We start from the raw sequence: 14869 nt of genomic DNA on the forward strand, positions 1-14869 counted from the left end.
CACGAAAGCTTTCTCTTGGCGCAGGTGACTGCGAATTCAATTCTGGAGTCAGCCTTCATTCAACAGGCTGATATTAAACGCTAAAGCATCCTTCAATTTTCTAACTTGGTCAATTTACTTTGGTGATCTTTTGATCGCTGCGAATCATCGGTTAATTAAAATAAGTCGTTGAGGAGTTAGATGAATCTGCAGTGCTTGGATGTTTAGAGGAAATGGGGGCCGGGGATCTGATCAGTCTTTCAGTTGACGCTTTTGTTCAGTGGTCCGCCTAGGAGCCTCCTCACTCAGAACTTTTACGCGATCCCAATAGGGCTCCGGGCCGAATTTCTCGACGAAGAAGTCGATCACCGTGCGCACTTTCACCGAGAGGCGCCGGCTGCCGGGCCAGAGGGCGGCAATCTGCTGCGGTTCAAGGCTGGTGGCCACGTCGAAGTCTTCGAACAAGGCCACCAGGCGGCCTTGATGCAGGGCCTCGCCAATCAGCCATGAAGGAAACATCACCAGCCCCAGGCCCTGTTCGGCGGCCTGGGTCAGGGTGTCGGCGTGGTTGCCGGTCAGGGGGCCCTTGACGCTGTAAGGCGTCCAGTCGCCCCGGCCCTGACGGAAGAACCAGCGCTGCTGGCCGGTTTCGCCCTTGTAGGCCAGGCACTGGTGCTGCTGCAACTGCTGCGGGTGTCGCGGTGTGCCATGGCGCTCCAGATAGGCGGGGCTGGCCGCTACTCGATAGCGCTGGGGGGCGAGCAGGCGTGCCTGCATCGAGGAGTCCTCGAGGACGCCGATGCGAAACAGCAGGTCGGTGCCGTCCTGCAAGGGGTCGATGTAGCTGTCGGTCTGCTGGATATCCAGCTGCAGCTTCGGATAGCGCCCGTGCAGTTCCCCCAGCCAGGGCGACAGGTGCCGCTGGCCAAACACCACCGGAGCATTGATCCGCACCAGCCCGGCGGGTTCGTCCTGCTGTTCCTGCAAGGCTTGCTCCGCCTCTTCCCATTGCGCCAATACCCGCCGGGCGTGATGCCCCAGCAGGCGTCCGGCTTCGGTGGGGCTGACGGCGCGGGTGTGGCGATAGAGCAGTTGCTGGCCCAGGGCCTGTTCCATCAGTTGGATCTGCCGCGAGATGGACGAGGGCGCCAGCCCCTCGCGGCGCGCCACGGCGGAGAAACTGCCCTGGTCGAGCACCGCGATGAACAGGCGCAGGGCCTTGAAACCCAGGTCGTTGAAGCCTTGCATAGGAAATCCTTGCTGTGCGTTTTACGCAAAGGTGTTGTCGGCATGCTCCCATTTATCGCAAAGAGGGTGCAATCGATAATGCCCGCCATTCCTTGATCCCCAAGCAGGTGTTGCATGTCTTCCAATGTGTTAGATCCAGCGCTGCCGACCCCGGCGGCCCAGGTTGAACCCCGCGCTGGCTGGCAGCGCTTGATGTTGTTGCCCCTGGTGATTCTGGCGGGCATGGGCCTGTCGGTGGAGGCCGGCTTGCTCGGCCCGCTGGGCGCCCAGGTCGGGCATTTGTGGGCGACCTTGAGCATCTTCGGCGTGGGCACGGCGTTGCTGTTTCTGCTGCTGTTGTTCAGCGGTCCGCAGCCGGGGCCGGCCTTCAGCCAACTGCCGCGCTGGCAATTGCTCGGCGGGGTGCTGGGACCGATCTACGTGGTGGTGCTGACTTTGGCCACGCCCCATATCGGCATTGCCATGACCATGATCGCGATCCTCTCCGGGCAGGTGGGCAAGAGCGTGCTGATCGACCATTTCGGTTGGTTCGGCAGCGCCCGCAAGCCGGTCAATGGCGAACGCTGGCTGGCCCTGGTGCTGATTGTCGTAGCCCTGATCCTGATCGCCCGAGGTTGAACATGAACCTGATTCTTTTGCTGGTCCTGGTGGTGGCTGCGGGTGCGGTGCTCAGTGTGCAAGCGGCGATCAATGGCCGCCTGGGTGAAAGTGTGGGGGTGTTGCGCAGCAGCCTGCTGACCTTTGCTGTGGGCGCCTTGATCACCGGGCTGCTGATTGTGTTTTTCCAACCCCCTCAGGCCATGAGCCTGTTGCAGGCGCCGAAATGGCAACTGACTGGCGCGCTGTTTGGCGTGGTCTACATGCTGGTGATGGTCGGCGCGGTGCCCCGGGTCGGCACCGCGGTGGCCACGGTGGCGGTGATCCTCGGACAACTGGGCATGGGCATGCTGATCGACAACTTCGGCTGGTTCGGCAACCCGGCCATCGAGCTGTCACCCCACCGCGTGCTGGCGATGCTGTGCCTGGCCCTGGCGTTGCTATTCATGTACCGGAGCCGCACACCGCAAGCCGTGAGTGACAAGCCACGAGCTTGAAACCTGGCGCTTAGCTCAGCGCGTCTTCCAGCACCTCGATCCAGTGGCGGACCGGGGTGCGGCCGGCACTGTCGAGGTGCGTCTGGCAACCGATGTTGGCAGTGACGATCAACTCCGGCTGGCCGCTTTCCAGGGCCCGCAGCTTGTCGTCCCGCAGTTGTCGGGCCAGGGTCGGCTGGGTCAGGGAGTAGGTGCCTGCCGAGCCACAGCACAGATGGCTGTCAGGCACCGTGGTCAGGTTGAACCCCACTCGCTGCAACAGCGCTTCCACGGCGCCGCCAAGCTTTTGCCCGTGCTGCAGGGTGCAGGGGCAATGGAAGGCCAGGCGCTGTTGGCCGTGGGCTCCCAGTTGTTCCACGGGCTCCTCGCGCAGTACCTCCACCAGGTCCCGGGCCAGGGCGCTGACCCGCTGGGCCCGGGGCCCGTAGACCGGGTCATGGGCCAGCAGGTGCCGGTAGTCCTTGATAAAGGCGCCGCAGCCGCTGGCGGTCTGGATGATGGCCTCGGCCCCCTGTTCCAGGTACGGCCACCAGGCGTCGATATTGCGCCGCGCCCGCTGCAGGCCGGCCTCCTGAGCGTCGAGGTGATAGTCCACCGCGCCGCAGCAACCGGCGGCGCTCACCGGTTGCACGCTGATCCCCAGACGGTCCAGGACCCGCGCTGCTGCGGCGTTGGTGTTGGGCGACAGCCCCGGCTGTACGCAACCTTCGAGCAGCAGCACCCGACGTGGGTGGCTCATGGCCGGCCGCGCCTTGGCTGGGGGCACCTGACGCGGCAGTTTGTCCTGCAGCGCCTGGGGCAGTAGGGGATGCAGGCGGGTGCCACTGTTGATCAGGACCTTGAACAACTGCGGATTAGCGCTCAGGGCCCGCAGCCCGCGACGCAGCCATTGCTGGCCCAGGGGGCGGGGCACGGCGGCGTCCACCACAGCGCGGCCGATGTCCAGCAGTTGGTGATAATCGACCCCGGACGGGCAGGTGGTTTCGCAGTTGCGGCACGACAGGCAACGGTCCAGGTGTTGTTGGGTCTGCGCGGTGGCGGGGGCGCCCTCCAGCACCTGCTTGATCAGGTAGATACGGCCCCGCGGGCCATCCAGTTCGTCGCCCAGCAACTGGTAGGTGGGGCAGGTGGCATTGCAGAAACCGCAGTGCACGCAACTGCGCAGGATGTGCTCGGCTTCTGCCGCCCGGGGCAGTTGCCGGGCCTCTGGGCTGAGGGTGGTCTGCATGGGCTAGAGTTCCGCGTAGAGTCGGCCGGGGTTGAAGATCCCTTGGGGGTCCAGTTGCGCCTTGAGGCGCTGGTGATAGTGCAAGAGGGTGGGTGCCAGGGGCTGGAAGGGGCTGTCCAGCAGGCCGTGGCTGTAGCAGGTGGCGTGACCGCCGACAGCGCTGGCGGCGGCGCGGATGGATTCGGCGGGTGCCTCGGACCTGAGCCAGCGCTGGGCACCGCCCCAGTCCAGCAGTTGGGCACCGGGCAGTTCCAGTTGCGCAGTGTTGTGGGGCAGCGACAGCCGCCACAGGGGCGGGCCGGGGTCGAAGAAATCCAGCTGCTGTTCGTTGAGCAGGCTCCAGTACTGCGAGTCCAGGGGCTCGCCGCCGAGCCGGTCATGGGCCGCCGCCACCGAGCCTTCACCGCCTTCCAGGCGCAGGTGCAGGCGCGTGCCGTCATGACAGGCGGCGCTGATGGGCAATGGCTGCTGGCCCCATTCGGCGAGTCTGGCCAAGGCTTGGCCGGGCGTCATTTCCAGGCTCAGGCTGAGGCATTGCCGGGGCTTGGGCAGGACCTTGAGCGACACTTCGGTGACCAGCCCCAGGCAGCCGAAGCTGCCGGCCATCAGGCGCGACAGGTCGTAGCCGGCAACGTTCTTCATCACCTCGCCACCAAAGCGCAGGTGCTGACCCGTACCGCTGATGATCCGGGTGCCGAGGACATAGTCGCGCACGGCGCCCGCCCAGGGCCGGCGCGGGCCGGACAGGCCGCTGGCGAGCATGCCCCCCAGGGTGGCGCCGGCGCCGAAGGCCGGGGGCTCGCAGGGCAGCATCTGCCCGGCGGCGTCCAGGGTGGCCTGCAGTTGCACCAGCGGCGTGCCGGCCCGGGCACTGATCACCAGCTCCGTGGGGTCGTAGCTGACGATGCCGCAATGGCTGCGGGTATCGAGGATTTCTCCGGCGCACTCGCGGCCGAGAAAGGCTTTGCTGTTGGCGCCCTGGATACGCAGCGGGGTGGTGTCCTGCAAGGCGTTGCGGACCTGTTCCAGCAGCGCGGCGCTGGCATCGCCGTCGGGTGGCGCCGTCATCAGAAGCGCTCCAGTTCGGGGAAGGGCAGTTGCCCATGATGGATGTGCATGGCGCCGAATTCGGCGCAGCGCTGCAGGGTCGGGATGTTCTTGCCGGGATTGAGCAGGCCGCCGGGATCGAAGGCCGCCTTGACCCCATGGAACAGGGCCAGCTCGTGGGCGTTGAACTGGGCGCACATCTGGTTGATTTTCTCCCGGCCCACGCCGTGTTCGCCGGTGATGCTGCCGCCCACCGCCACGCACAGTTCGAGGATCTTGCCCCCCAGGGCCTCGGCCCGTTGCAGCTCGCCCGGCTGGTTGGCATCGAACAGGATCAACGGGTGCATGTTGCCGTCCCCGGCATGGAACACGTTGGCCACCCGCAGTTGATGCTCGGTGGCGAGACGGGCAATGCCCCGCAACACCCCCGGCAACTGGCGTCGGGGAATGGTGCCGTCCATGCAGTAGTAGTCCGGGGACAAGCGGCCCACCGCCGGAAAGGCATTCTTGCGCCCGGCCCAGAAGCGCACTCGCTCGGCTTCGTCCCGGGCCAGGCGTACCTCGCTGGCGCCGGCGCGTTCCAGCACCTGGCGCACTCGCTCGCAGTCGTCATGCACATCGGCTTGCACCCCGTCCAGCTCGCACAGCAGGATGGCTTCGGCGTCCACCGGGTAGCCGGCGTGGATAAAGTCCTCGGCGGCGCGCAGGGCCAGGTTGTCCATCATTTCCAGGCCGCCGGGAATGATCCCCGCGGCGATGATCTGGGCCACTGCGTGGCCGGCGGCCTCCACCGAGTCGAAGGCTGCCAGCAGCACCTTGGCCACCTGGGGTTTGGGCAGCAGCTTGACCGTGACTTCAGTGATCACCCCCAGCAGGCCCTCGGAGCCGGTGAACAGCGCCAGCAGGTCGAACCCCGGTGAGTCCAGGGCCTGGCTGCCCAGGGTCAGGGCTTCGCCCTCGACGGTGAGCATCTGCACCTGCAGCAGGTTGTGCACGGTCAGGCCGTACTTCAGGCAATGCACGCCCCCGGCATTTTCCGCGACGTTGCCGCCGATGGAGCAGGCGATCTGCGATGAAGGATCGGGGGCGTAGTACAGACCGAAGGGCGCCGCCGCCTGGGAAATCGCCAGGTTGCGCACCCCCGGCTGGACCCGGGCGCAGCGGGCGGCAGGGTCGATGTGCAGGATGTCCTTGAAGCGCGCCATCACCAGCAACAGGCCTTTTTCCAGGGGCAGGGCGCCTCCGGACAAACCCGTACCGGCACCACGGGCGACCACCGGTACCCGGTGCTCGTGGCAGATCTGCAGCAGGCGCCGTACCTCATGCAGATGCCGCGGCAGGGCCACCAGCATCGGTGTGGTGCGGTAGGCACTGAGGCCGTCGCATTCGTAGGGCTTGAGCTGCTGTTCCTGGTCCAGCAGTTCCAGGTCCGGCAATTGGCTGCGCAAGGCCCGGATCAGGGATTGCTTGTCGACGTCGGGCAGGGCGCCGTCGAGGGTTTCGTCATAGAGAATCGTCATGGGCGGCGAATGACCTTGGGTTGTTCTTGTCAGGTCGAGACAGCATTACCACTGCCTGCATCATTGGCGTGCCGGGCCCGGGTGTCCATCGGTCCGTGCGTGCGCTGGCCGAACCACTTTAGTCGCTGCTGGCGTGGCGGGGTGGCCGGGTTGGCCTAATCTTTGGAGTACTCGTACCGTGCAGTGGCCGTCGCTGTCTCAGGTGGCCCGGTGATCGAGTCCCCTGAAAGACTGATAAAAAGGAACCCTGCCATGTCCAATGAAACCTGCGCCTGCCCGGCCTGCACCTGCAAGCTGGGGGCCCATGCGATTGTCCGTCACGGCAAGCACTACTGCTGTCAGGCTTGCGCCGATCATCACGCCCACGGTGAGCCTTGTGCGTCCACCGAAGGTTGCAAATGCGCCAAGGGCGCCCACGGCTGAGGAGCGGATGCGGGTGGGGCTGCTGCTCCACCCGTTCCCGGCAGGCCTAGACCGAAGGCCGCCAGGTGACATTCTCGATACCGAACTTTTCCGCCATGGGCTTGCTGGTCTTCTTCACCCGTTCCCGGCCGAAACGGCCGATGCGGCCCACTCCCGCATCACAGCTTGCCCAGTGCCAGGCCTCGGCGTTGTCCATCTTCTCCTGGCGAATGATGAAGGACTTGGGAGCGCCGTGAAGGGTGTATTCGATGACGAAGAGTTTTGCGTTGTTCATAAAGCCTCTGTTCCTCCCTGTGATCCTTGAGTGATCCCGCGCAGGCGCAAAAATTCACTTTGATTGGCCGACTCTGGTACCAACGGTCATGGCGTCCTGCAACGGCGCTGCAGAGGCCGTGCAAGCGGCGCCAAGTCCCGGGCAAACAGTGGCCTTCAGAGTGTTTTCGGGTGTCTGGCGGGCTGCCGGGCCGCTGGTTACCATGGGCCCCCGCCGACCCTTTGCGAGCTAGCCATGGCCCTGGCCACCCCACCCGATCTGAGCGATACCGCGATCCCGGTGCAGCCCCTGGCGCGCACCTATCCCCGGGGCCTGTTCATCGAGCCCCACGAGCACGCCTGGGGCCAGTTGCTGTATGCCATGAGCGGCGTGATGTGGGTCGAGACGCCTTCCGAAGCCCTGGTGGTGCCGCCGCAGCGGGCGGTCTGGCTGCCGCCCGGCGTGGTCCACGGCATTCGTGTGGTCAGTGACTTGCAGATGCGCAATATCTACCTGCGTCCATCCCTGGCGGCGACCCTGGACGCCAGGGTCCAGGTGCTGCAAGTGGACAGCCTGCTGCGGGAGTTGATCGTGCGCCTGGTGGAGCTGACCCCGCCGCAGCCGGACTACTACGAAGCCCTGGTGAGTCTGGCATTGCTGGAGCTGCAACGGGCCCGCCGCTCGCAGTTGAAGATCGCCTTGCCGGACGCCTCCGACCGCCGCCTTGGCAGTCTGTGCCAGGCGGTGATGGCCGCGCCATCCCTGGCCATTTCCTTTGAACAGCATGCCGATGCGGTGGGCGCCAGCGTGCGCACCCTGGCGCGGCTGTTCAAGGAACAACTGGGCCTGGGCTTTGCCGAATGGCGGCGCCAGGTGCAACTGGCCACCGCTGCCGCCGAGCTGATCCAGGGCGTGCCGGTAAGCCGTATTGCCCGGGAGCTGGGGTACTCACCCAGCAGCTTCAGCGACATGTTCCGTCGTGAGCTGGGTGTCGCGCCGTCCCAGTACGCCGCCGGCGAAGCAACGGTCTGATTGCCTGTCGTGATGTGCTCAAGGGCGCTCGAACCAGGCCCGGTGGCCGGACCTTTCAGCTGTTTCGCGGGCCTGCGCACCACGACAGGGGCGCCGTGGAATGACGGTGGTTTTGGCCGAAATCCTGAAGCACTTGACCGATGCCCCCGGCGCCCGCTGCCTAGACTTTGCCCCAGACGCCACAACACTTCGGCGTGATCGCCACGGCTTCTGGAGCGCAGCATGAACTACCTGATTTCCCTGGCGGCCGGCCTGCTGGTCGGACTGCTCTACGGCGCCTTGCAGGTGCGCTCTCCGGCACCTCCGGCCATCGCCCTGGTGGGGCTGTTGGGCATGCTCGGCGGCGAACAACTATGGCCTCTGGGGCGGCAGTTGTTCAGCAGCTGGTTGTCCTGAAGAGGCCTTTTCTTGCTTATCCCCCATTCTTTGGAACCAACGATGAAAGCACTGCAATTTTCCAAGACAGGCGACCTCGCTGCCCTGCACGTGGCGGAGGTCCCGACCCCGGTCCCCGGTGCCGATCAGGTGCGGGTACGGATCAGGGCCGCAGGTCTCAACCCCAGTGATGTGAAGAACGTTCTCGGGCGCTTTCCCTACACCACGCTGCCAAGGATTCCCGGTCGGGATTTCGCCGGAGTGGTAGAGCAGGGGCCGGCCGAGCTGCTGGGCCTTGAAGTCTGGGGCACCGGCCGGGAACTGGGGTTTTTCGCCGACGGCAGCCATGCCCAATACGTGGTCCTGTCGGCCAGGGGCGTGGCGCCGAAACCCAGGGTCTTGAGCTTTGCCCAGGCCGCCAGCCTCGGCGTGCCTTACACCACTGCCTGGGATGCCCTGGAGCGCAGTGGCGTGGTGACGGGGACGCGCCTGCTGGTGATTGGCGGCGGCGCAGTGGCCAGCGCGGCGCTGGCGCTGGCCAAGGTGCGTGGCGCCCGGGTGCTGGCGGCGGCGCGGCGTCCGGAGCAGGTCCGGATGCTGCAGGTCCAGGGTTATCCGAGCCTGCAACTGGCACAGCCCGAGGCCCTGGCGGCCCAGGTTGCGGAACATTACGCCGATGGCGCTGACGTGATCTTCGACACCACTGGCTTCTGGCTGCCGGCGGCGGTGCCGGCCTTGGCCACCTTCGGCCGCATCGCCATCATTGCCGCGCCGGTGGACGGGCATGTGCAACTGCCGGCCCTGGCCCTGTACCGCAAGGGCGGCTCGGTGGTGGGGATCAATTCGCTGCTGTACGGCGTCGAGGCATGCGCGGCGATGCTGGAGCAGTTCGGCCGCTATTTCGATGAGGGCTTGCTGCCATTGCCGGAAGGCTTGGTCGTGTCGCCGCTGGAGCAGGGGCTGGAGCGCTATGCCGAAGTGAACCAGGGGCGCGGCGAGAAAATCATCCTCATCCCCTGAGCGCCCACGATGCACCTGCGCCCCCGTAGGAGCTGGCTTGCCAGCGAAGAGGCCCCCGAGACCGCCTTCGCCGGCAAGCCGGCTCCTACAGGTTGGGGACTTGAGATTGCCTTCGCCGGCAAGCCGGCTCCTACGGGTTGGAGGCTTGAGATCGCTTTCGCCGGCAAGCCGGCTCCTACGGGTTGGGGGGCTTGAGATCGCTTTCGCCGGCAAGCCGGCTCCTACGGGGCATGAGTCATGGGTTATGGGTCATGGGTTGGGGGTCAGGCTTCGGGGACGCCTTTTTCCCATGTCGACCAGTGGGTGAGGATGTCCTGCACCAGCGGATTGCCGGCCCGGTACAGGTTCTCCAGGGCCGGGACAAAGCCGCCCTGGTCGGCGTACTTGAGCAGGTTGTCCACTTCGCTGGCCCCCGGGGCCGGGCGGTCGAAGTCGGAACCGGCGCGCACCACCGCCAGGCGCTGGATGTCCAGCAGGCCCTCGCGGCTGGCCCGCAGCAAGGCTTCGTAGGTGGAGTTGTCTTCCTGCTGGGTGGTGCAATAGGTGCCTTTGTTGTCGGTCAGCAGGCGGGTCCAGACCTCCGCCCGTTCGCTCAGGCGGGTGCCGGAAAACCAGGTGTTGCCCGCCAGGGTGTCGCAGCGGGTCACCACCGGTGGCTGGTTGGCCGGGGCCTGGGGGTATTTCAGGCGCCAGGCCGCCGACTCCTTGCTCTCGCTCAGGGCCACGTTGCGGCTCAGGGCGAAGGCCTTGGCCTGGAGCTTGGGGTTCAGCTCGAAGACTTCGGTCTTGTAGTCCAGGGGCGGTTTTTCGTTGGGGCCCTTGGTGTTGATCCCCAGGTAGCCGGTGGGCCAGCCCTCGGGCGCATCCCGGGAGTCGATTTCCCACTGGGTGCCGAACTCCACCAGGTAATGGGCCCAGGCCGCGGTGCCGATGGTGCCGTGCTGGGGGCTGATGCCGGCGATCCCGGCAATCAGGAAATAGCTCTTGCGCAGGTCGAATTTGGGCGACAGCGCCAGGGCCAGGGTCGACGCCGCGGCATTGGTCTGGCCCATGCCCGTGGTCAACAGGCACACCTCCCGGTCGTTGCAGCGAATCACCGGATACTCCGCCGCCAGCCCCGGCACGCGGATCTCGCGCTTGAGCTCCAGGCGCTCGATCCAGTGCTGCGCTTCCGGCGCGAACATGCTGATCAGCACCACCTTGGGCTTGATCGGTGCCTCACTGGCCCAGGCGCCGCTAGCCACCAGTGCGCTCAAGCCCATTGCCCACGAAACCTTTTGAATCCCACGCATACAACCTCCATGACTGCCGTTAACCGGCGCTTATCCTGCCTGATCCAGGTTGCAACTCATCGCAACCGCTGTTGTCTTGCCGCTCGAAGCTTGCCACTGCTCTAGAACTGATAGCCGACCCCGGCGTAATAGCCCCAGCCATTGGAGCGGGCGCGGAACTCGCCGTCGCCGAAATTCAGCACGCTGCCATCCTCCCAGTTGCCGCCGTTGTGGAAGTAGCGGCCCACCAGGGTGAAGCGCAGGTGGGTGAAGGAATAGAGCAGCACGTTGGTGGCCACCGTGGCGTTGGCGGTGCGGGCCGGGTTGTCCTTGTGCAGGTCGGAGCCGAAATCGAAGTTGGTGAAGCCGATGTAGGTCAGCGAGGCACCGTTGCTGAAGCTGTCGATGGGCACGATGTATTTCAGCTGGGCGCGATAGCCGTCCCAGGAATACTCGTTGCTGGCGCCGTAGTTTTCCCACTGGTAGCGGCCGTAGAAATTGGCCGAGAGGTTGACCCGCGAATGGGTGTCGATGTCGGTGCCCAGGCCGCTGTACAGGGTGTTGGCGCGGTTGGCGGTGCGGCTGCCGTGGTCGTAGATCCAGTCGAAGGCCACGTACCACTCCTTGAACGGGCCGATGGCCAGGCTGCGGCCGGCCAGGTAGTCGATGGAGATTCGCGGTTCGTGCTCCATGAACAGCGGCGAGCCGTGGTCCCAGATGCCCTTGTCGTGGCTGTTGCCGATGTCGAGGATCTTCGGCAGGTCGATGTAGCCGTACAGCTCGAAGGGGCCCTTGCGCCCGAAATATTCGTATTCCAGGTAGATGTCGTCTGCCGGACGCGGGCCGAAGCTGATGTCCTTGCTGCCGATGAGCATCAGGTCCTGGTTGTACCAGTCGGAGAGGTAGGCGCCCTGTTTGGCCGGTTGCACATCGGCGCTCAGGCTTTCGCCCTGGGCCGATTCGTCCGGCGGTGGCGATTGGGCCAGCGCGGCGCTGCTGAGTAGACCCGTAACGCCGGCCAGCCCGAGGGAAACAGTCCATCGGCGGCGGGAAACGAAGCGTGAGAAACGGTTGTGCATGGAAAGTCCCTGTTCTTGCGGTGTGAAGTCCCTGATGTCCGCTCTCGCGCATGGCGGTGGCGAACACCCACAAAATTGCAACTCGCAAACGTTTGCACATGGCGTACCAACTTGAAATAGGCCGTTGAAAATCAACTGGAAACGCCCCGGAAGCTGGCGCTGCAGTCAAAAAATGCCCGGGCAGGGGGCGGTGCGCGCGAAAGCGGGGCACTGCTAAAGTCCGGGGCTGGATTTTTCTGCAGAGGTGGACCATGGCGTTGCATCAACTCTTGCTGGAATTGGAAACCCGCCTGCAGCAGGCCGAGGTTCGTGGCGATCGGCAGGCCCTGGACGCCTTGCTGGCTGATGACTTCCTCGAATTCGGCGCCAGCGGCGGACGTTGGGACAAGGCCCAAGTGCTGCAGAGCCTGCCGCAGGAGGTGTTTATCGAGCGCCGGATCAGTGAATTTTCGCTGCGACCGTTGACGGTCGATCTGGCCCAGGTCACCTACCTGTGCCATAACGCCGCAGTGGGCGGGCGCCCGGCCAGCAGCGCCTGGCGCAGTTCGCTGTGGCGCTGCCGTGAGGGGCGGTGGCAGATGCTGTTCCATCAGGGCACGCCGCGGCCCAGTGCCTGAGGGCTCTGCTAGAATCCCGGTCCCAGACTTGACGAGGTGCCCCATGAGCGAGCCGATTCGCCTGACCCAGTACAGCCACGGAGCCGGTTGCGGCTGCAAGATTTCGCCCCAGGTACTGGAGGTGATCCTGGCCGGCAGCGGGGCGCAGAATCTCGACCCGAAACTCTGGGTCGGCAACGCCTCGCGCGATGATGCGGCGGTCTACGCCATCGACGAAGAACGCGGCGTGGTCTCCACTACCGACTTCTTCATGCCCATTGTTGACGACCCCTTTGATTTCGGCCGCATCGCCGCCACCAACGCCATCAGCGATATCTACGCCATGGGCGGCGACCCGCTGATGGCGATTGCCATTCTCGGCTGGCCGGTGAACGTGCTGGCCCCGGAAATCGCCCGGGAAGTGATCCGTGGCGGGCGCGCCGTGTGCGACGCGGCGGGCATTCCCCTGGCGGGCGGCCATTCCATCGACGCGCCGGAGCCGATCTTCGGCTTGGCGGTCACCGGGCTGGTGGAAAAGCGCTTCATGAAGCGCAACGACACCGCTACGGCCGGCTGCCTGCTGTACCTGACCAAGCCCCTGGGGATCGGCGTGCTCACCACCGCCGAGAAAAAGGGCAAGCTGCGCGACGCCGACATCGGCCTGGCCCGCGACTGGATGTGCACCCTGAACAAGCCCGGCAGCCGTTTCGGCAAGCTTGAAGGGGTGACCGCGATGACCGACGTCACCGGTTTCGGCCTGCTCGGGCACCTGGTGGAAATGGCCGACGGCAGTGGCCTGACCGCGCGCATTCACTACGACCGCGTACCGCGCCTGCCGGGGGTCGAATACTACCTGGACCAGGGCTGCGTGCCCGGTGGCACCTTGCGCAACTACAGCAGCTACGCCGACAAGGTCGGGCGGGTGCAGGAATTGCACAAGCGCGTGCTTTGCGACCCGCAGACCAGTGGCGGGCTGCTGGTGGCGGTAACCCCGCAAGGCAATGCCGAATTCCTGGCCCTGGCGGCGCAACTGGGCCTGGAACTGGAGCCGATTGGCGAGCTGGTAGAGCGACAGAGCCACGCGGTCGAGGTGTTCTGATGTCTCTGGACTGCACCGACTACCGCGAGATCTTCCTCAACGACCGGCCGATGATGGACACTCGGGCGCCGATCGAATTCACCAAGGGCGCCTTTCCCGGGGTGCTCAACCTGCCGCTGATGACCGACCAGGAACGCCAGCGGGTCGGCACCTGCTACAAGCAGCAGGGCCAGCAGGCGGCGATTGTCCTGGGCCATCAGCTGGTGTCCGGCGACATCAAGCAACAGCGCGTCCAGGCCTGGGCCGATTTCGCCCGAGCCCACCCCGACGGCCTGCTGTACTGCTTTCGCGGCGGGCTGCGCTCGCAGATCGTCCAGCAGTGGCTCAGGGAAGCGGGCATTGACTACCCGCGGGTTGGCGGCGGTTACAAGGCCATGCGTACCTTCCTTCTGGACACCACCGAACAGGCCCTGCAGCAGTGCGATTTTGTCCTGTTGGGGGGCATGACCGGCACCGGCAAGACCGAAGTGCTGGGCCAACTGGACAACGCTCTGGACCTGGAAGGCCACGCCAACCACCGTGGCTCCAGCTTCGGCCGCCGCGCCACCGGGCAGCCGAGCAACATCGACTTCGAAAACCGTCTGGCGGTGGACCTGCTGAAAAAGCGTGAGCGCGGCGTGCAGGCTTTTGTCCTGGAAGACGAGAACCGCATGATCGGCAGCTGTGCCTTGCCGCTGCCGCTGTACCAGAGCATGCAAGGCTTGCCCATGGTCTGGCTGGAAGACCGCCTCGACAGCCGGGTGCAGCGCATCCTCGACGATTACGTAGTCAACCTCAGCGCCGAGTTCGTGGCCGTGCATGGCGAAGAAGGTTTTGCCCTGTTTGCCGAACGCCTGCTGGAAAGCCTGAACAAGATCCACAAGCGCCTGGGTGGCGAGCGTCACCAGCGCCTGTTCCTGCTGATGGAAGCCGCGCTGGCGGAACAGGCCCGCAGCGGTGACGTGGAGCTGCACCGGGCCTGGATCGAAGGCTTGCTGGGCGAATACTACGACCCGATGTACGCCTTCCAGCGCGAGAGCAAGGGCGCGCGGATCGAGTTCAGCGGCGACCACGGCGCCGTGCTCGATTACCTGCGCCAGCGCTCACCGCGCTGACTTCGCCGGCAAGCCGGCTCCTACAGGGCAGCTCCCACCAACCGTAGGAGCTGGCTTGCCAGCGAAGGGGCCCGCGAGATCGCCTTCGCCGGCAAGCCGGCTCCTACATGGGCAGCTCCCCACCGACCGTAGGAGCTGGCTTGCCAGCGAAAGGGCCCTCCAGCCCTACAACAACACCGCACCAATCAACCCGCAAACAATCCCCACAAGCATGGTCAGCACGGCCACGGTCACCAGCACTCGGGCATCGAAATCCTTGCGCAGCATCAGCAGCGACGGCAGGCTGATGCTTGGCAAGGTCATCAACAGCGCCACCGCCGGCCCGGTGCCCAGGCCCAGGGTCATCATGGTCTGGACGATGGGAATCTCTGCCGCCGTAGGGATCACGAACAGGGTCCCGGCAATCGCCAGCGGCACCAGCCACCACAGGCTGTCGCCCATGGCGTCGTCGATATGGGGGAACAGCCAGACCCGCGCCGCGCCCAGCACCAGTACCGCCAGTACGTAGATC

At 65.5% G+C, this 14869-nt stretch carries 17 protein-coding genes; 9 read left to right on the forward strand and 8 right to left on the reverse strand.

Annotation, left to right across the window (positions count from 1 at the left end; all coding sequences use genetic code 11):
- Nucleotides 1-231: 231 nt before the first annotated feature.
- Nucleotides 232-1227 (reverse strand): LysR family transcriptional regulator, encoded by a 996-nt coding sequence (locus BLX41_RS02170; RefSeq protein ID WP_259744333.1) that lies wholly within the window; start codon nt 1225-1227, stop codon nt 232-234.
- 192 nt (nt 1228-1419) lie between these two features.
- Between BLX41_RS02170 and BLX41_RS02175 the strand changes: the two genes are divergently transcribed.
- Complete coding sequence (locus tag BLX41_RS02175; protein ID WP_249735905.1) at nt 1420-1845, forward strand: DMT family transporter; 426 nt, start codon at nt 1420-1422, stop codon at nt 1843-1845.
- A 2-nt stretch (nt 1846-1847) separates the two neighbouring features.
- Nucleotides 1848-2321 (forward strand): DMT family transporter, encoded by a 474-nt coding sequence (locus BLX41_RS02180; protein WP_110653028.1) that lies wholly within the window; start codon nt 1848-1850, stop codon nt 2319-2321.
- A 10-nt stretch (nt 2322-2331) separates the two neighbouring features.
- Here BLX41_RS02180 and glcF read toward each other — a convergent pair whose 3' ends face one another.
- The 3 genes from glcF to glcD are packed head-to-tail and all read right to left on the reverse strand — an operon-like array spanning nt 2332 to nt 6116.
- Nucleotides 2332-3549: a glycolate oxidase subunit GlcF gene (gene glcF / locus BLX41_RS02185; RefSeq protein ID WP_123723587.1), complete on the reverse strand. Its 1218-nt coding sequence runs from the start codon at nt 3547-3549 to the stop codon at nt 2332-2334.
- Nucleotides 3550-3552: 3 nt separating this feature from the next.
- Nucleotides 3553-4617 (reverse strand): glycolate oxidase subunit GlcE, encoded by a 1065-nt coding sequence (glcE, locus tag BLX41_RS02190; protein WP_123723588.1) that lies wholly within the window; start codon nt 4615-4617, stop codon nt 3553-3555.
- On the reverse strand, nt 4617-6116 hold the full coding sequence (gene glcD / locus BLX41_RS02195) for a glycolate oxidase subunit GlcD (protein WP_123723589.1): 1500 nt from the start codon (nt 6114-6116) through the stop codon (nt 4617-4619). Before glcD ends, glcE begins: the two co-directional genes overlap by 1 nt.
- A 252-nt stretch (nt 6117-6368) precedes the next feature.
- On the opposite strand from glcD, the gene BLX41_RS02200 reads away from it, so the two are divergent.
- On the forward strand, nt 6369-6539 hold the full coding sequence (locus BLX41_RS02200) for a metallothionein (RefSeq protein WP_123723590.1): 171 nt from the start codon (nt 6369-6371) through the stop codon (nt 6537-6539).
- Nucleotides 6540-6585: 46 nt separating this feature from the next.
- On the opposite strand, the gene BLX41_RS02205 is transcribed toward BLX41_RS02200, so the two are convergent.
- Nucleotides 6586-6813: a DUF6555 family protein gene (locus BLX41_RS02205; protein WP_011060569.1), complete on the reverse strand. Its 228-nt coding sequence runs from the start codon at nt 6811-6813 to the stop codon at nt 6586-6588.
- 234 nt (nt 6814-7047) lie between these two features.
- Here BLX41_RS02205 and BLX41_RS02210 point away from each other — a divergent pair, with 234 nt between their 5' ends.
- The 3 genes from BLX41_RS02210 (at nt 7048) to BLX41_RS02220 (ending at nt 9219) form a co-directional block, all read left to right on the forward strand.
- On the forward strand, nt 7048-7824 hold the full coding sequence (locus BLX41_RS02210; protein WP_123723591.1) for an AraC family transcriptional regulator: 777 nt from the start codon (nt 7048-7050) through the stop codon (nt 7822-7824).
- Nucleotides 7825-8046: 222 nt separating this feature from the next.
- Nucleotides 8047-8220, forward strand: coding sequence for a DUF1427 family protein (locus BLX41_RS02215; RefSeq protein ID WP_080963042.1), 174 nt, complete (start codon nt 8047-8049; stop codon nt 8218-8220).
- 42 nt (nt 8221-8262) lie between these two features.
- Complete coding sequence (locus tag BLX41_RS02220) at nt 8263-9219, forward strand: quinone oxidoreductase family protein (protein ID WP_123723592.1); 957 nt, start codon at nt 8263-8265, stop codon at nt 9217-9219.
- 263 nt (nt 9220-9482) lie between these two features.
- On the opposite strand, the gene BLX41_RS02225 is transcribed toward BLX41_RS02220, so the two are convergent.
- Together BLX41_RS02225 and BLX41_RS02230 are read right to left on the reverse strand one after the other, a co-directional pair.
- Nucleotides 9483-10511 (reverse strand): purine-nucleoside phosphorylase, encoded by a 1029-nt coding sequence (locus tag BLX41_RS02225; RefSeq protein ID WP_123723593.1) that lies wholly within the window; start codon nt 10509-10511, stop codon nt 9483-9485.
- Between the two features lie 101 nt (nt 10512-10612).
- Entirely contained in the window at nt 10613-11569 is a 957-nt protein-coding gene (locus tag BLX41_RS02230) for a nucleoside-specific channel-forming protein Tsx (RefSeq protein ID WP_123723594.1), read from the reverse strand.
- Between the two features lie 251 nt (nt 11570-11820).
- Here BLX41_RS02230 and BLX41_RS02235 point away from each other — a divergent pair, with 251 nt between their 5' ends.
- Genes BLX41_RS02235 through mnmH form a run of 3 tightly spaced genes read left to right on the forward strand, consistent with a single transcriptional unit; the run spans nt 11821 to nt 14358 of the window.
- Nucleotides 11821-12186 (forward strand): nuclear transport factor 2 family protein, encoded by a 366-nt coding sequence (locus BLX41_RS02235; protein ID WP_123723595.1) that lies wholly within the window; start codon nt 11821-11823, stop codon nt 12184-12186.
- A 43-nt stretch (nt 12187-12229) separates the two neighbouring features.
- The gene (selD, locus tag BLX41_RS02240) at nt 12230-13264 is read left to right on the forward strand and encodes a selenide, water dikinase SelD (protein WP_123723596.1); all 1035 of its coding nucleotides are present in this window, start codon (nt 12230-12232) and stop codon (nt 13262-13264) included.
- A complete protein-coding gene (gene mnmH, locus BLX41_RS02245) occupies nt 13264-14358 on the forward strand; it encodes a tRNA 2-selenouridine(34) synthase MnmH (protein WP_123723597.1) in 1095 nt (364 codons plus the stop codon). Before selD ends, mnmH begins: the two co-directional genes overlap by 1 nt.
- Nucleotides 14359-14523: 165 nt before the next feature.
- On the opposite strand, the gene BLX41_RS34215 is transcribed toward mnmH, so the two are convergent.
- A partial coding sequence (locus BLX41_RS34215) for a permease (RefSeq protein WP_259744334.1) occupies nt 14524-14869 on the reverse strand: 346 nt, incomplete at its 5' end.

This window comes from Pseudomonas protegens, from assembly GCF_003732485.1.
Classification (GTDB): Bacteria; Pseudomonadota; Gammaproteobacteria; order Pseudomonadales; family Pseudomonadaceae; genus Aquipseudomonas; species Aquipseudomonas protegens_B.

Excerpts from the sequence above, each read along its gene's own strand:
- BLX41_RS02170 (WP_259744333.1), bottom strand. The coding sequence starts at position 1,227 with ATGCAAGGCTTCAACGACCTGGGTTTCAAGGCCCTGCGCCTGTTCATC.
- BLX41_RS02175 (WP_249735905.1), top strand. The coding sequence starts at position 1,420 with ATGTTGTTGCCCCTGGTGATTCTGGCGGGCATGGGCCTGTCGGTGGAG.
- BLX41_RS02180 (WP_110653028.1), top strand. The coding sequence starts at position 1,848 with ATGAACCTGATTCTTTTGCTGGTCCTGGTGGTGGCTGCGGGTGCGGTG.
- glcF (WP_123723587.1), bottom strand. The coding sequence starts at position 3,549 with ATGCAGACCACCCTCAGCCCAGAGGCCCGGCAACTGCCCCGGGCGGCA.
- glcE (WP_123723588.1), bottom strand. The coding sequence starts at position 4,617 with ATGACGGCGCCACCCGACGGCGATGCCAGCGCCGCGCTGCTGGAACAG.
- glcD (WP_123723589.1), bottom strand. The coding sequence starts at position 6,116 with ATGACGATTCTCTATGACGAAACCCTCGACGGCGCCCTGCCCGACGTC.
- BLX41_RS02200 (WP_123723590.1), top strand. The coding sequence starts at position 6,369 with ATGTCCAATGAAACCTGCGCCTGCCCGGCCTGCACCTGCAAGCTGGGG.
- BLX41_RS02205 (WP_011060569.1), bottom strand. The coding sequence starts at position 6,813 with ATGAACAACGCAAAACTCTTCGTCATCGAATACACCCTTCACGGCGCT.
- BLX41_RS02210 (WP_123723591.1), top strand. The coding sequence starts at position 7,048 with ATGGCCCTGGCCACCCCACCCGATCTGAGCGATACCGCGATCCCGGTG.
- BLX41_RS02215 (WP_080963042.1), top strand. The coding sequence starts at position 8,047 with ATGAACTACCTGATTTCCCTGGCGGCCGGCCTGCTGGTCGGACTGCTC.
- BLX41_RS02220 (WP_123723592.1), top strand. The coding sequence starts at position 8,263 with ATGAAAGCACTGCAATTTTCCAAGACAGGCGACCTCGCTGCCCTGCAC.
- BLX41_RS02225 (WP_123723593.1), bottom strand. The coding sequence starts at position 10,511 with ATGCGTGGGATTCAAAAGGTTTCGTGGGCAATGGGCTTGAGCGCACTG.
- BLX41_RS02230 (WP_123723594.1), bottom strand. The coding sequence starts at position 11,569 with ATGCACAACCGTTTCTCACGCTTCGTTTCCCGCCGCCGATGGACTGTT.
- BLX41_RS02235 (WP_123723595.1), top strand. The coding sequence starts at position 11,821 with ATGGCGTTGCATCAACTCTTGCTGGAATTGGAAACCCGCCTGCAGCAG.
- selD (WP_123723596.1), top strand. The coding sequence starts at position 12,230 with ATGAGCGAGCCGATTCGCCTGACCCAGTACAGCCACGGAGCCGGTTGC.
- mnmH (WP_123723597.1), top strand. The coding sequence starts at position 13,264 with ATGTCTCTGGACTGCACCGACTACCGCGAGATCTTCCTCAACGACCGG.